This window comes from Pseudomonas sp. B19125 (genome assembly GCF_044218855.1).
In the GTDB taxonomy this organism is placed as follows: domain Bacteria; phylum Pseudomonadota; class Gammaproteobacteria; order Pseudomonadales; family Pseudomonadaceae; genus Aquipseudomonas; species Aquipseudomonas edaphica.
On sequence record NZ_CP162589.1, the window covers coordinates 5,487,506 to 5,500,585 of the forward strand.

13 protein-coding genes are annotated in these 13,080 nt (G+C 57.9%); all 13 read right to left on the reverse strand.

The window, feature by feature from the left end; all coding sequences use genetic code 11:
- Position 1: 1 nt before the first annotated feature.
- The 13 genes from lpxA to rpsB all read right to left on the reverse strand — a co-directional run bounded on the left by lpxA (position 2) and on the right by rpsB (position 12,889).
- Positions 2 to 778 carry an acyl-ACP--UDP-N-acetylglucosamine O-acyltransferase gene (lpxA, locus tag AB4P96_RS25000; protein ID WP_017137149.1) on the reverse strand — a complete coding sequence of 259 codons (777 nt, stop codon included), beginning with the start codon at positions 776 to 778 and terminating at the stop codon, positions 2 to 4.
- Positions 775 to 1,215, reverse strand: coding sequence for a 3-hydroxyacyl-ACP dehydratase FabZ (fabZ, locus tag AB4P96_RS25005; RefSeq protein ID WP_003172281.1), 441 nt, complete (start codon positions 1,213 to 1,215; stop codon positions 775 to 777). The genes lpxA and fabZ overlap by 4 nt, the downstream gene beginning before the upstream one ends.
- A gap of 111 nt (positions 1,216 to 1,326) precedes the next feature.
- On the reverse strand, positions 1,327 to 2,382 hold the full coding sequence (gene lpxD, locus AB4P96_RS25010; protein ID WP_017137148.1) for a UDP-3-O-(3-hydroxymyristoyl)glucosamine N-acyltransferase: 1,056 nt from the start codon (positions 2,380 to 2,382) through the stop codon (positions 1,327 to 1,329).
- Positions 2,383 to 2,385: 3 nt separating this feature from the next.
- The gene (locus AB4P96_RS25015; RefSeq protein ID WP_003189173.1) at positions 2,386 to 2,889 is read right to left on the reverse strand and encodes an OmpH family outer membrane protein; all 504 of its coding nucleotides are present in this window, start codon (positions 2,887 to 2,889) and stop codon (positions 2,386 to 2,388) included.
- Between the two features lie 45 nt (positions 2,890 to 2,934).
- Positions 2,935 to 5,337, reverse strand: a complete 2,403-nt coding sequence (gene bamA / locus AB4P96_RS25020) for an outer membrane protein assembly factor BamA (protein WP_395600193.1) — start codon at positions 5,335 to 5,337, stop codon at positions 2,935 to 2,937.
- A 74-nt stretch (positions 5,338 to 5,411) separates the two neighbouring features.
- Positions 5,412 to 6,764, reverse strand: a complete 1,353-nt coding sequence (rseP, locus tag AB4P96_RS25025) for a sigma E protease regulator RseP (RefSeq protein ID WP_395600194.1) — start codon at positions 6,762 to 6,764, stop codon at positions 5,412 to 5,414.
- Positions 6,765 to 6,817: 53 nt separating this feature from the next.
- Complete coding sequence (gene ispC / locus AB4P96_RS25030) at positions 6,818 to 8,008, reverse strand: 1-deoxy-D-xylulose-5-phosphate reductoisomerase (protein WP_395600195.1); 1,191 nt, start codon at positions 8,006 to 8,008, stop codon at positions 6,818 to 6,820.
- Complete coding sequence (locus AB4P96_RS25035) at positions 8,005 to 8,814, reverse strand: phosphatidate cytidylyltransferase (protein ID WP_395600196.1); 810 nt, start codon at positions 8,812 to 8,814, stop codon at positions 8,005 to 8,007. Before AB4P96_RS25035 ends, ispC begins: the two co-directional genes overlap by 4 nt.
- On the reverse strand, positions 8,815 to 9,570 hold the full coding sequence (uppS, locus tag AB4P96_RS25040) for a polyprenyl diphosphate synthase (protein ID WP_017137143.1): 756 nt from the start codon (positions 9,568 to 9,570) through the stop codon (positions 8,815 to 8,817).
- Positions 9,571 to 9,587: 17 nt separating this feature from the next.
- On the reverse strand, positions 9,588 to 10,145 hold the full coding sequence (gene frr / locus AB4P96_RS25045; RefSeq protein ID WP_017137142.1) for a ribosome recycling factor: 558 nt from the start codon (positions 10,143 to 10,145) through the stop codon (positions 9,588 to 9,590).
- Positions 10,142 to 10,885, reverse strand: a complete 744-nt coding sequence (gene pyrH, locus AB4P96_RS25050; RefSeq protein ID WP_003172271.1) for a UMP kinase — start codon at positions 10,883 to 10,885, stop codon at positions 10,142 to 10,144. Before pyrH ends, frr begins: the two co-directional genes overlap by 4 nt.
- A gap of 211 nt (positions 10,886 to 11,096) precedes the next feature.
- Positions 11,097 to 11,960: a translation elongation factor Ts gene (gene tsf / locus AB4P96_RS25055; RefSeq protein ID WP_053254736.1), complete on the reverse strand. Its 864-nt coding sequence runs from the start codon at positions 11,958 to 11,960 to the stop codon at positions 11,097 to 11,099.
- A 191-nt stretch (positions 11,961 to 12,151) separates the two neighbouring features.
- On the reverse strand, positions 12,152 to 12,889 hold the full coding sequence (gene rpsB, locus AB4P96_RS25060; RefSeq protein WP_003189158.1) for a 30S ribosomal protein S2: 738 nt from the start codon (positions 12,887 to 12,889) through the stop codon (positions 12,152 to 12,154).
- Positions 12,890 to 13,080 lie beyond the last annotated feature (191 nt).

Genomic DNA, 13,080 nt, shown 5'->3' on the forward strand with positions numbered 1-13,080 from the left:
ATCAGCGGGTGATGCCGCGCGTCGATGCCTGGATAGAGTCGCGGAACACCGCGACTTCCGGGAACAACGCTGCTGGCTCGGTCAGTTCAGTCAGTGCCTGCTCAACCGTCAGCCCCTGACGGTAAACCGTCTTATAGGCGCGGCGCAGAGCGTGAATCGCGTCTTCACTGAAACCGCGACGGCGCATGCCTTCGAAGTTCATGCTGCGGGCTTCGGCAGGGTTGCCGAACACCGTGACAAATGCCGGAACATCCTTGCCAATCGCTGTGCCCATGCCGGAAAAGCTGTGGGCGCCGATATGGCAGTACTGGTGGACCAGGGTGAAGCCGGACAGGATCGCCCAATCGTCAACGTGCACATGGCCGGCCAGCGCCGTGTTGTTGACCAGGATGCAATGGTTGCCGATCACACTGTCATGGCCGATATGCGCATAGGCCATGATCAGATTGTGATCACCCAGCGTGGTTTCGGCACGATCCTGCACAGTGCCACGGTGAATGGTCACACCTTCACGGATGATGTTGTGATCACCGATTACCAGGCGTGTTTCTTCACCCTTGTACTTCATGTCCGGGGTGTCTTCGCCTACCGAGGAAAACTGGTAGATACGATTGTGTTTGCCAATGCGGGTCGGACCTTTGAGGATCACGTGTGGCCCGATGACAGTCCCCTCGCCGATTTCAACACCTGCGCCGATGATCGACCAAGGGCCGACCTCAACGTCGGCGGCCAGAACGGCCGACGGATCGATGATTGCGCGAGGGTCAATCAAACTCATAGTTTGCGTTCCGCACAGATGATCTCAGCGGAACACACCGGCTTGCCGTCCACCGAGGCCTGGCATTCGAACTTCCAGATCTGGCGCTTGCAGCTGATGAACTTGGCTTCCAGGATCAACTGGTCACCCGGAGTGACCGGGTTGCGAAAGCGCAGTTTGTCGGAGCCCACGAAATAGTAAAGCGTGCCGTCGGCAGGCTTGAGGTCGAGCATTTTGAAACCAAGGATACCGGCAGCCTGGGCCATCGCTTCGATAATCAGCACGCCCGGCATGATCGGATGCGCGGGGAAGTGACCATTGAAGAACGGTTCGTTGATGCTGACATTCTTGTAGGCACGAATGCGCTTTTCCTCGACATTGAGGTCCACTACACGGTCCACCAGCAGGAACGGGTAACGGTGAGGCAGGTATTCGCGAATCTCGTTGATGTCCATCATTTCGGGGGGAAGCCTGTAATAAAGATTGGGGGCGGGCGAACTAAACGCACGCCCCGCTAGCAAATCAAGGAGGCAGTCTAGCGGCTGTGCACACTTGATATGGAAATGGTATCAGCCTTCTGATGAAGCATTACCGCCAGGGGTCACGTCCTCGACACGCTTTTCGACCTGCTTGAGGCGTCGGGCCATGTCGTCGATCTTGCGCAAACGTGCCGCACTTTTTCGCCATTCAGCCGCAGGCTGCATGGCCGTACCGGAAGAGTAGGCACCCGGCTCGGTAATCGAGTGGGTCACCATGGTCATGCCGGTGATGAAGACGTTGTCGCAAACTTCAATATGCCCCACCAGCCCAACGCCACCGGCGAGCATGCAATGCTTGCCGATCTTGGTACTGCCGGAGATACCCACGCACGCCGCCATGGCGGTGTGATCGCCAATCTGCACGTTGTGGGCGATCTGGATCTGGTTGTCGAGCTTCACGCCGTTACCGAGTACGGTATCGGCCAAGGCCCCGCGATCCACAGCGGTGTTGACACCGATTTCCACGTCGTCGCCGATCAATACGCCGCCGACCTGGGCAATTTTGTGCCAGATGCCTTTGGCGTTGGCAAAACCGAAACCTTCGCCACCGATCACTGCGCCTGACTGAATGACAACCCGCTCACCAATACGCACGTCGTGGTAAAGGGTGACGCGAGGCGCCAGCCAACCATCGGCGCCGATTTCGCAGCGCGCACCGATAAAGCAATGAGCCCCCACCGTGACACCGGCAGCAATGCGCGCACCACTCTCGATCACGGCAAACGCGCCAATGCTGGCCGCAGGGTCAACCTGGGCATCATCGGCAATCACGGCCGACGGGTGAATACCAGCCGCCGCCCTGGGTTTCGGATCGAACAGGTGCGACGCCCGGGCATACGCCAGGTAAGGGTCGGCAACCACCAGCGCATCCCCGTTAAACCCTTCGGCGTCAGCGGCCTTCAGCAACACGGCTGCGGCTTGGCTGTCGACCAGGTATTTACGGTATTGGGGATTTGCGAGGAAGCTCAACTGAGCTGGGCCAGCCTCCTGCAAGGTGGCTAGCCCAGTAATTTCTTTCTCCTTGGAGCCACGCAAGGTGGCCCCCAGGAACTCGGCCAACTCGCCGAGCTTGATAGTCGCGGTCATGGCTTACTTCAGCTGGTTCATGCGCTCGATCACCTGGCGGGTGATGTCGTATTGAGGCTTGACGTCAATCACGGCGCCGCGCTCGAACACCAGGTCAAAGGCACCTTTCTTGATGACTTCTTCCACGGCGCTGTCGAGCTTAGGCTTGAGCTGCTTGAGCATTTCACGGTCAGCAACGGCTTTGGCTTCGTTCAGCTCCTTGGACTGGAACTGGTAGTCGCGGGCCTTTTGCTTGAATTCAAGCTCCAGACGCTCACGCTCGCCTTGCTGCATTTTGTCGCCACCGGCTACCAGACGATCCTGGATACCCTTGGCACTGCTTTCCAGAGTCTTGAGCTTGGTCAGTTGCGGACCGAACTTCTTCTCGGCATCCACGGCGTAACGCTTGGCCGCGTCGGATTCCAGCAGGGCCATCTGATAGTTCAGGACGGCGATTTTCATTTCGGCGAAGGCCGGGGTGGTTACCAGCACGGTGGCCAGCAGAACCAATTGAGTCAACTTACGCACGATGTACTCCTACAGAATCCGTTGTCGTTATCTTGGGTCAGACGCTTAGAACGTCTGGCCGAGGGAGAATTGGAAAATCTGGGTTTCAGCGTTATCCGGTTTCTTGATCGGCATGGCCAGAGCAAAGCTCAATGGGCCAAGTGCAGTCACCCACGTCACGCCAACACCTACGGAGCTGGCGAGGTTGCTCAAGCTGACGTCGTTGCACTGGGTTTGGGACACAGAACCAGGACCAGGAACAGGAGCCGGGTTGTTGACCTGTTGGCACTTGGAGTCAAACACGTTACCCACGTCCCAGAAGACCGAAGTACGCAGCGAACGCTGATCCTTGACGAATGGCAGCGGGAACAGAAGCTCGGCACCACCCTGGATCAGTACGTTACCACCGAATGCCAGAGCGTCATTGTTGGAGTCAGGGAGCGTGCCTTGGTTACCGGTTACCGCTTGACCACGACTCGGCGTACCACGCGGGCCCAAGGTACTGTCCTTGAAGCCACGAACCGAGTTGAAACCGCCTGCATAGTAGTTCTCATAGAACGGCAGACCACTGGTCGAACCATAACCGTCGCCATAACCCAATTCGGTGTGCAGGCGCACGGTGTAGTTGTCGCTCAGCGGCTGGAACAACTGGCCACGGTAGTCGAGCTTGAAGAACGACAGGTCGCTGCCCGGCGTGGTGGCTTCAGCAGTCAGGCTTTGGGAATGGCCACGTGTCGCCAGCACACCTTTGTTCAGGGTCGATTCCGACCAGCCAACCGACGCCTTGAAGTTCAGGAACTGGTCACCTTCACGGCGCACGAAGTCGAAAATCTCATCCGTGGTGTACACACCGGTCTTGATTTTGTCCTGTTGCGCAGTAAAACCGAAGGTCAGACGCGAAGTCTCGCTGATCGGGTAACCGATGTTGACACCGGCGCCGAGGCTGTCGATCGCGTAGCTGGCAACGTCAACGTTCAGGTCTTTGTAGTCGGTGGTGCGGTAGAAGGCGTTGTAGCCCAGGCTCACACCGTCAGCTGTCCAGTAGGGGTCGACATAACCGAAGTTATAGCGGCTCTGGTATTCGCTTCGGGTCAGGCCGATGGAGACCTTGTTACCGGTACCGAGGAAGTTGTTCTGGGTGATCGAACCACCGAGGATCAGACCGGCACTCTGTGCAAAACCGACGCTGGCAGTGATCGAACCCGAGGCTTGTTCTTCAACGGCGTAGTTCACGTCAACCTGGTCGTCCACACCCGGTACGGCCGGGGTTTCGACGTTGACTTCCTTAAAGAAGCCCAGGCGCTCAAGACGGGTCTTGGACTGGTCGATCAGGTAAGTCGACGCCCAGCCACCTTCCATCTGACGCATCTCACGACGCAGCACTTCGTCCGCAGACTTGGTGTTGCCACGGAAGTTGATGCGGTTCACGTAGGCACGCTTGCCTGGGTCGACAACGAAGGTGATGTCCACGGTGTGGTCTTCGTCGTGCGGGGTCGGCACGCCGTTGACGTTGGCGAAGGTATAGCCTTCGTTACCCAGGCGACGGGTGATCAGTTCGGACGTGGTGGTCATCAGCTTGCGCGAGAACACCTGGTCTTTCTGCACCAGCAACAGCGACTTCACCTGGTCTTCAGGGACTTTCAGGTCGCCGCTGAGCTTGACGTCACGCACGGTGTATTTCTCACCTTCGTTGACATTGACGGTGATGTAGACGTGTTTCTTGTCCGGGGTGATGGACACCTGGGTCGAAGCGATATCCATGTTGATATAGCCACGGTCCAGGTAGTAGGAACGCAGACGTTCCAGGTCACCGGAGAGTTTTTCACGGGCGTACTTGTCATCGTTCTTGAAGAACGACAGCCAGTTGGTGGTCTTGAGTTCGAACAGGTCGATCAGGTCGTCATCAGCAAACTTGGTGTTACCCACCACGTTGATGTGCTGGATCGCAGCCACGGTGCCTTCGTTGATCTTGACCTTGAGGCCAACACGGTTACGAGGCTGCGGAATCACTTCGGTTTCCACGGACGCGGAATAGCGACCCTGGGCGACGTACTGACGTTGCAGTTCGTTACGCACACCCTCGAGGGTGGCGCGCTGGAAGATCTCGCCTTCGGCCAGGCCGGATTGCTTGAGACCCTTCATCAAGTCTTCAGTGGAGATCGCCTTGTTACCCTCGATCTCGATACTGGCGACGGAAGGTCGCTCAACGACAGTGATGACCAGGACGTTACCTTCGCGACCCAGTTGGATATCTTGAAAGAACCCGGTTTTGAACAGCGCACGAGTGGATTCCACCAGGCGACGATCATCCGCCTGTTCCCCGACGTTCAACGGCAAGGCACCAAAGACGCTACCGGCGGAAACCCGCTGGAGGCCGTTGACGCGAATATCGGAGATAGTGAAGGACTCGGCGTGAACTTCGGCGATCATCAATACGGTGAGAACCGCAGTTAGCAGCAGACGTTTCATGAAGTCCTTTCTTATTCCAACTGGCAATAAACAAACTGCCGCAAAATGCGGCAGATTCGCAATTCAGCGAAGCGTTACAGTCGTCCCAGATCGTTGACCAGAGCTAACAACATCACTCCAACCACCAAACTGATACCGATCTGTATCCCCCAACCCTGCACCCGATCCGACAAGGGGCGACCACGCACCCACTCGACCAGATAAAACAACAGATGCCCCCCATCCAATACTGGAATGGGCAGCAAATTCAGAACTCCAAGGCTAATACTCAGATAAGCCAGGAAATTCAGGAAATCCGCGACACCCGACTGGGCAGAAGCGCCCGCCACTTTAGCAATGGTTATCGGTCCACTCAAGTTTTTTACCGAGAGCTCGCCGAACAACATTTTCTTGAGCGATTCGAGGGTCAGCACACTCATGGTCCAAGTGCGTTTTGCACCCTCGCCAATCGCCGCCAACGGCCCGAAGCTGACCTCCCGCACCATCGAGGGTGGCCAGTCGACACCTTTCACCCCGGCACCCAGGTAACCCCCAGCGGCCTTGGCTTCCCCGCGTACCGCCAGGGTCACAGGGACGTCGATTTGAGCACCATCGCGCTCAACTTTCAGCACAATTTTGGTATCAGGGCGTACACGCACCAGATCAACCACTTGCTGCCAGTCGCCCAGCGCCTGGCCATCAAGGGCCAACAAACGGTCGCCGGTTTTCAGACCTGCGGCTTGCGCCGGGCCTTTCGGATCCAACTCGGCCAGTACCGGCGGCAAGGCCGGGCGCCAAGGCCGAATCCCCAGCGACTTGATCGGATCAGGCTCATCTGCGCCCTTGAGCCAGTGATCCAGGGCCAGGGCGCGAGGCGTCTCGGCGGTGGAATCCTGTTCGCGCACCACCACATTAATGGTGCCGCTTTCACCCATGCGGCGCACCAGCTGTAAATTGACCGCGCCCCACCCTGTGGTCGGTTCGCCATCAATGGAAACAATTTCCTGCCCTGCGACCAGGCCGGCCTTGGCCGCCATGCTGTCCGCTTCGACCGCGCCGATGACCGGGCGCACCTGCTGGCTGCCCATCATGGCCAAGACCCAGAAGAACACTATCGCCAAGAGGAAGTTGGCGATCGGACCGGCAGCCACAATCGCGATACGCTGACGAACGGTCTTGCGATTGAAGGACTGGTCCAATTGATCAGCCGGCACTTCGCCTTCACGCTCATCGAGCATTTTGACGTAGCCACCCAGCGGAATGGCCGCAATTACGAATTCGGTGCCACGACGATCGTGCCAACGCAGCAACGGCATGCCGAAACCGACGGAAAAGCGCAGTACCTTGACGCCGCAACGACGCGCCACCCAAAAGTGGCCGAATTCGTGGAAGGTGACCAGCACACCCAGAGCAACCAGGGTGCCGACAATCATGTAGAGCGCACTCATCTAATTTCTCCGCATTCCAATCCAGTGCCTGAAGGCTCAAACCTGCCCACAGGCTAACGCGCGTTGCGGTTCAACCATTGCTCGGCCAGGGCACGGGCCTTTGCATCGGCCTCGAACACTGCACCCAAATCTTCCACTGCCACAACGGGCTCAAGGCTCAAAACTTCCTCGATGATACTCGGGATCTGCGGGAAGCGAATACGCCCGTCCAGAAACGCCGCCACAGCCACCTCGTTAGCCGCATTAAGCATCGCCGGCGCACTGTTGCCCGCCTCTGCTGCTTGCCGCGCCAAACGCAGGCACGGGAAGCGTTGTTCGTCCGGCGCCTCGAAGTCCAGGCGCGCAATGGCGAACAGGTCCAACGGCGCGACCCCCGAGTCAATCCGCTCCGGCCAGGCCAGGGCATTGGCGATCGGCGTGCGCATGTCCGGGTTACCCAACTGCGCCAGCACCGAGCCGTCCACATAGTCGACCAGGGAATGAATCACACTTTGCGGATGGATCACCACTTCAACCTGATCCGGCCGAGCGTCGAACAACCAGCACGCCTCGATCAACTCCAGGCCTTTGTTCATCATGCTCGCCGAGTCCACGGAAATCTTGCGCCCCATGGACCAGTTCGGGTGTGCACAGGCCTGATCAGGCGACACGTGCTCCAGATCAGCCAGTGGAGTTTGCCGGAACGGGCCACCGGATGCCGTAAGAAGAATCCGTCGTACACCCACCTGGCTCAAGCCGCGGGCAAAATCACCGGGCATGCACTGGAAGATTGCGTTGTGTTCGCTGTCGAGGGGCAGCAACACTGCGCCGCTCTTGCGTACTGCCTGCATAAAGAGCGTGCCGGACATGACCAGCGCTTCTTTATTGGCCAGCAGGATCTTCTTGCCGGCACCCACCGCTGCCAGCGTCGGGCGCAAACCCGCTGCGCCGACGATGGCCGCCACCACGGTGTCTACCTCGGCATCGGCCGACACCTGGCACAGCCCTTCCTCACCCACCAGCACCTGCGTAGCCAGCCCGACAGCCTGCAACTGTTGCTGCAAGCCACGTGCTGCCGCCACTTCAGGCACTACGGCAAAGCGCGGCGTATGACGCACGCACAGGGCCAGCAGCTCGGCCAAACGGGTGAACCCGGTCAAGGCAAACACCTGATAACGGTCAGGATGGCGAGCGATCACATCCAGGGTGCTCAACCCCACCGAGCCGGTTGCACCCAGCACGGTCACCTGTTGCAGGCGGCTCACGAAGCCGTCATCCACAACAGCACTGCAAAGATCGGGATAGCAGCGGTAAGGCTATCGATACGATCCAGCACGCCGCCATGGCCCGGCAGCAGGTTGCTGCTGTCCTTGATCCCGGCCTGGCGCTTGAACATGCTTTCAGTCAGGTCGCCCACCACCGAGATGAACACCACGACCGCCGTACCCAGCAGGGCCAGGAGTATTTCCTTCACCGACCAGTCGCGCACAACACCCACTACGAGCGTGATCAGCAAGGTCAACGCCAAGCCGCCGTAGACGCCTTCCCAGCTCTTGCCAGGACTGACAGCCGAGGCCAGCTTGCGCTTGCCGAAGGCGCGACCAGAGAAGTAGGCGCCAATATCGGCGCCCCACACCAATACCATCACCGCCATGATCAGCCAGTTGCCCATCGGTGCATTCTTGATTTCCACCAGGCCTTGCCAGGCCGGCAGCAAAATCAACAAGCCAATCACCAATTTGCTGGCAACACTGGACCACTGGCCACTGGTGCGCGGAAAGGTCAGCACCAGGAAGGTCGCGAGCGCCCACCACAGCACCGCAGCGCCCAATACCCAAGGCACCACGATGCTCGACAGGGTATGCATCAGAAACAGCAACAGCGCTACAACAGCGGCGTAGACCACGCGTGGCAATTGCGCATTAAAGCCCGCCAGACGCGCCCACTCCCAGGCACCCAGGGTCACGACCACGCCGATAAACAGCGCAAAGCCGGAACCATCGAGCAGGAAAAACCCACACAAGGCGATCGGCAGCAGGATCAGTGCGGTGATGATTCGTTGTTTAAGCATTTAAACCCGGGCTCCAGCTTCGATCTGCTCGCTCGTTTTACCGAAGCGGCGCTGACGGGAAGCGAAATCGGCCAGTGCATTACGCATGGCATCGTGTTTGAAGTCCGGCCAGAACAGGTCGGAGAAGTACAGCTCGGTGTAGGCCAACTGCCACAACAGGAAGTTGCTGATGCGGTGCTCGCCACCGGTGCGGATACACAGGTCCGGCAACGGCAGGTCACCGGTCACCAGGCAGGTTTGCAACAATTCGGGCGTGATGTCGTCGGGCCGCAGGTGCCCGGCCTGTACCTCGCGAGCCAGGCGCTGCGCGGCCTGGGCGATATCCCACTGGCCGCCATAGTTGGCCGCGATCTGCAGTACAAAACGGTTGCTGCCAGCGGTGATGGCTTCAGCTTCGCGCATGGCCGCCTGCAGCTCCGGATGAAACCGCGAACGGTCACCGATGATACGCAGGCTGATGTTGTTGTCGTTGAGGCGCTTGGCCTCACGACGCAAAGCCTTGAAGAACAGGTCCATCAAGGCGCTGACTTCTTCGGCCGGCCGTTGCCAGTTCTCACTGGAGAAGGCAAACAGGGTCAACACTTCGACCTTGGCCTCGGCACATACCTCAATCACCGCGCGCACTGCATCGACACCCGCTTTATGCCCGGCGACACCCGGCATAAAGCGTTTTTTCGCCCAGCGATTATTCCCATCCATGATAATCGCGACATGGCGCGGCACCACAGAGGGCACAGTCTGCTTGGTCTTTTCCATGAAGGTGTCCTGACCCCTTATACGGCCATCAGGTCCTTTTCTTTCTCCTCGAAGGCCTTGGTGATCTTGCCTTCGAAATCCTTGATCAGCTTGTCGATATCAGCAGCAGCACGACGCTCTTCGTCTTCACTGATTTCTTTATCCTTGACCAGCTTCTTCAGCTCACCCATGGCATCACGGCGAATGTTTCGCATGGCAACCCGTGCATCCTCAGCCGCAGCGCTCGCCTGCTTGGTGAAGCCCTTACGGGTTTCTTCGGTCAGGGCCGGCATGGAGATCAACAGCAACTCGCCCAGGTTGGTCGGGTTGAGGTTCAAGCCAGCGCTCTGGATGGCCTTGTCGACAGCGCCGAGCATGTTGCGCTCAAAAGCCACGACTTGCAGGGTGCGCGAGTCTTTTACGGTGATGTTGGCCACCTGGGTGATGGAGGTATCTGCGCCGTAGTACGGCACCATCACACTACCCAGGATGCTTGGGTGAGCCTTGCCGGTACGAATCTGGCCAAATGCATGGGCCAGAGACTCCAGGGATTTCTGCATACGCTCTTGAGCGTCTTTCTTGATTTCGTTGATCATTGTTGGCCTTCCTCGATCAGAGTCCCTTCCGCGCCGCCGTGTACGATATTCAGCAGGGCGCCGGGCTTGTTCATGTTAAATACGCGCAGCGGCATCTTGTGGTCGCGGCACAGGCAAATAGCCGTCAGGTCCATCACACCCAGCTTGCGATCCAGCACTTCATCGTAGGTCAGATGATCGAACTTCTCGGCATGCGGGTCTTTGAATGGGTCGGCAGTATAGACGCCGTCTACCTTGGTGGCCTTGAGCACCACGTCGGCATCGATTTCGATGGCACGCAGGCAGGCAGCCGAATCGGTCGTGAAGAACGGGTTACCCGTGCCTGCGGCAAAGATCACGACTTCCTTGGCGTTCAGGTGGCGCATGGCTTTGCGACGATCATAATGATCAGTCACGCCAACCATGGAAATAGCCGACATCACGATGGCCGAGATATTGGCGCGCTCCAGGGCGTCGCGCATGGCCAGGGCGTTCATCACAGTGGCCAGCATGCCCATGTGGTCGCCAGTGACCCGGTCCATACCGGCAGCACTCAGTGCCGCGCCACGGAACAGGTTACCGCCGCCAATCACCAGGCCGACTTGAACGCCGATGCCGACCAGTTGGCCGACTTCGAGCGCCATGCGGTCGAGCACCTTGGGATCGATCCCGAACTCTTCCGAGCCCATCAGGGCCTCGCCGCTGAGCTTGAGTAGAATGCGTTTATAGCGAGCCTGATAACCACTGCCCTGCTGAGCCATTGCGAATCTCTCCTGCGGCGTATTTTTTAAAAATTCTTGGCGAGCCGTTTACGGCTTGCATTCACTCTAGCTGGACGCTATTACAGCGCCATCGGAACACGGCTTTGTAAGCCAGTTCCGAAAGGAAGCCAAATAAAAATTGGCCTTCCCATTTGAAAAGAGGCTGCGCGCGTGAGCGGGCAGCCTCTTTCGGCGACAGTTGAAAACTGTCTTACTGCTTGGCGGCAGCCAGCTGGGCAGCAACTTCTTCAGCGAAGTTGTCGACCGGCTTCTCGATGCCCTCGCCTACTTTGTAGTAGGTGAAGGAAACGATTTCAGCACCGGCTTTCTTGGCCAGTTCGCCAACCTTGATTTCAGGGTTCTTGACGAACGCCTGCTCAACCAGGCTCGCTTCAGCCAGGAACTTGCTGATACGGCCTTTGATCATGTTTTCAACGATGTTTTCCGGCTTGCCGGCGATCTTGTCAGCGTTGAGGCTCAGGAACACGGCTTTTTCGCGTTCGATTGCGTCAGCGGACACTTCCGATGGCAGCAGGAATTCCGGGTTGCTGGCCGCTACGTGCATAGCGATGTCTTTTGCCAGCTCAACGTCGCCGCCTTTCAGGGCAACCACGACGCCGATTTTGTTACCGTGCAGGTAACCACCAACCACATCGCCTTCAATGCGGGCCAGGCGACGGATGTTGACGTTTTCGCCAACCTTGCCGACCAGTACCAGGCGATCAGCTTCTTGAGCTTCGATCAACGGCTCAACGGTAGTGAGCTTGTCGTCGAATGCTTTCTTGACGCTGGCAGCAACGAATGCCTTGAAGTCGTCCTGCAGAGCCAGGAAGTCGGTCTGGGAGTTCACTTCCAGCAGAACGGCAGCCTTGCCGTCTTCAACCAGAGCGATAGCGCCTTCAGCAGCAACGTTGCCTGCTTTCTTGGCAGCCTTGATGGCGCCGGAAGCACGCATGTCATCAATGGCTTTTTCGATGTCGCCGCCAGCCTTGGTCAAGGCCTTTTTGCAATCCATCATGCCTTCGCCGGTACGCTCACGCAGTTCTTTAACCAACGCTGCAGTAATCTCTGCCATTTCAAAATCCTCTTGGATAGGTTTTCAACCATTCCACCCGATCAAACGGGCGATCAATTCTTCCCGAATCACCCTTGTAGGCCGCTGCACGTTACAGAAGTTGTAGCTGCGCTGCCGACAAATGGTTTTCGAGGTGGCAAAAAGGGGGCCAAGCCCCCTTTTTGCTTACTGAGTCAACGCCAGGGCGCTAATTACTCAGCGGCAGCTACCGGAGCTTCTTCAACGAACTGCTCGGTACCACCAGCAACGTGGTTGCGACCACGGATTACAGCGTCAGCCATCGAACCCATGTACAGCTGGATAGCGCGGATTGCGTCATCGTTGCCTGGGATGATGTAGTCAACGCCTTCCGGGCTGCTGTTGGTATCGACTACGCCGATAACAGGGATGCCCAGCTTGTTGGCTTCGGTGATCGCGATGCGCTCGTGATCAACGTCGATAACGAACAGTGCGTCAGGCAGACCGCCCATGTCCTTGATACCACCCAGGGAACGATCGAGCTTTTCCAGGTCACGGGAGCGCATCAGCGCTTCTTTCTTGGTCAGCTTGGCGAAAGTACCGTCTTCGGCTTGCACTTCAAGGTCACGCAGACGCTTGATGGAAGCACGGATGGTTTTGAAGTTGGTCAGCATGCCGCCCAACCAGCGGTGATCGACGTACGGCGAACCGCAACGTGCTGCTTCTTCAGCAACGATCTTGCCAGCGGAACGCTTGGTGCCGACGAACAGGATCTTGTTTTTGCCCTGGGCCAGACGCTCTACGAAAGTCAGAGCTTCGTTGAACATTGGCAGGGTTTTTTCAAGGTTGATAATGTGGATCTTGTTACGCGCGCCGAAAATGTATTTACCCATTTTCGGGTTCCAGTAACGGGTCTGGTGACCGAAGTGCACACCGGCCTTCAGCATATCGCGCATGTTGACTTGGGACATGATAGTTCCTTAATAAGTCGGGTTTGGCCTCCACGTATCCCAATGACCAACCAGCGGCATCAAGGCCTCCGGCACCCAGGTCATCGTGTCGACACGTGTGTGGATTTAAGCTTTGCGGGGTATCCCCGGAAAGCGGCGCATTTTATACCACACGAAGGACGAAAACGAAACCCGCAATCACATTTGCCAGC

Excerpts from the sequence above, each read along its gene's own strand:
- fabZ (WP_003172281.1), bottom strand. The coding sequence starts at position 1,215 with ATGATGGACATCAACGAGATTCGCGAATACCTGCCTCACCGTTACCCG.
- rpsB (WP_003189158.1), bottom strand. The coding sequence starts at position 12,889 with ATGTCCCAAGTCAACATGCGCGATATGCTGAAGGCCGGTGTGCACTTC.
- tsf (WP_053254736.1), bottom strand. The coding sequence starts at position 11,960 with ATGGCAGAGATTACTGCAGCGTTGGTTAAAGAACTGCGTGAGCGTACC.
- lpxD (WP_017137148.1), bottom strand. The coding sequence starts at position 2,382 with ATGACCGCGACTATCAAGCTCGGCGAGTTGGCCGAGTTCCTGGGGGCC.
- AB4P96_RS25035 (WP_395600196.1), bottom strand. The coding sequence starts at position 8,814 with ATGCTTAAACAACGAATCATCACCGCACTGATCCTGCTGCCGATCGCC.
- rseP (WP_395600194.1), bottom strand. The coding sequence starts at position 6,764 with ATGAGTGCGCTCTACATGATTGTCGGCACCCTGGTTGCTCTGGGTGTG.
- pyrH (WP_003172271.1), bottom strand. The coding sequence starts at position 10,885 with ATGGCTCAGCAGGGCAGTGGTTATCAGGCTCGCTATAAACGCATTCTA.
- frr (WP_017137142.1), bottom strand. The coding sequence starts at position 10,145 with ATGATCAACGAAATCAAGAAAGACGCTCAAGAGCGTATGCAGAAATCC.
- lpxA (WP_017137149.1), bottom strand. The coding sequence starts at position 778 with ATGAGTTTGATTGACCCTCGCGCAATCATCGATCCGTCGGCCGTTCTG.
- uppS (WP_017137143.1), bottom strand. The coding sequence starts at position 9,570 with ATGGAAAAGACCAAGCAGACTGTGCCCTCTGTGGTGCCGCGCCATGTC.
- bamA (WP_395600193.1), bottom strand. The coding sequence starts at position 5,337 with ATGAAACGTCTGCTGCTAACTGCGGTTCTCACCGTATTGATGATCGCC.